The sequence below is a fragment of the Bacillus manliponensis genome (genome assembly GCF_000712595.1).
In the GTDB taxonomy this organism is placed as follows: domain Bacteria; phylum Bacillota; class Bacilli; order Bacillales; family Bacillaceae_G; genus Bacillus_A; species Bacillus_A manliponensis.
In genome coordinates this window covers 1-1,153 of sequence record NZ_JOTN01000066.1, presented here as the reverse complement: position 1 = coordinate 1,153, position 1,153 = coordinate 1, and the positions used below count along the sequence as shown (strand labels likewise).

General features: G+C 34.3%; 1 protein-coding gene. It reads left to right on the top strand.

Annotated features, from left to right (window positions below; all coding sequences use genetic code 11):
- Nucleotides 1–170: 170 nt before the first annotated feature.
- Complete coding sequence (locus tag BAMA_RS23210) at nucleotides 171–1,010, top strand: alpha/beta fold hydrolase (protein ID WP_034644392.1); 840 nt, start codon at nucleotides 171–173, stop codon at nucleotides 1,008–1,010.
- Nucleotides 1,011–1,153 lie beyond the last annotated feature (143 nt).

Sequence of the window (1,153 nt, the reverse complement as noted above, 5' to 3'; positions counted from 1 at the left end):
ACAGCCAGTAAAAGCCCGATTGGTTCAACTAACACTCAGTGGGGATGAAGAAAACCCCCACTGAGTGAAGTTTCACTTTATTAGTGACATGATTTGTCACTAATGTACGATAAGATAAAAGGGAAGTCACGAGTTTTTTCTGAGTAAGGAAAATGAAGGGGGAATATATAGTGAAAGAATGTACGGTAGATGTAAAGGGAGTAAAGATTAAAGTGTACGAATATAGCGAAACAGGAGAACCAATTTTGTTTTTGCATTATATGGGAGGTAGTTCATCAATTTGGAGAAGTATGATCCCTAGCTTTATAGAAACAAATCATGTAATTGTTTTGGATATAAGAGGACATGGAAAGTCTGATCATCCAGAAGATGGTTATGAGTTAGTGACATTAGCCGAGGATGTTCAAGAGGTACTAGATACTCTTAAGATTGATAAGACTCACATTGTCGGTAGTTCCCTTGGATGTTATATTGGAACAATGTTTGCATCGAAGTATCCAGAGAGGGTTCTTTCATTAATAAACTCTGAAGGTGCTTTAGTAAATCGCTGTGGTCCTGGTGGATTATATACACACTCTAAAGAGGAGCATTTTCGTAAATACTTTTCTGAACCTGAACAACAATTTGATTCAAGGGAAGAGTTACTAGAGTATATGAAGAAAAACTGGTTACCATGGAATAAAGAGCGAGAACTGGTAATGGAAGATTATGAACCTAGAAAGCTCACAAATGGGAAAGTAACATTTCTATCAAAAAAAGAGAATATGATAAAAATCGGTGAAGATTTATATGAGAGACGTTTTGAATTGTTATACGATACTATCAAATGTAAAGTATTGTTCCTGCCAGCAGAAAGAGAAGAGGGCTTGGCAAAGAAGTTGAATTTTATTAAAAGAGTCATGCTGAAATTAGAGGGAAGTAAATGTGTTGTGATTCCTGGAACATCTCATGCAATGATGTTTGATCATTGCAAAGAGTTTATTCATGAAATAAAAGAATTTATAAAATGAGTCTATTATGAGTAAGGGCTACTATTAAGGTGATGTAGTAGTGTGAAATCACTTTAATGGTAGCTTCTTTTAAAATAAATACTATTTTCATATAAAATGTGTTGACTCTTTTGTGATATATGTGTAATATACTAAGAGTCGCT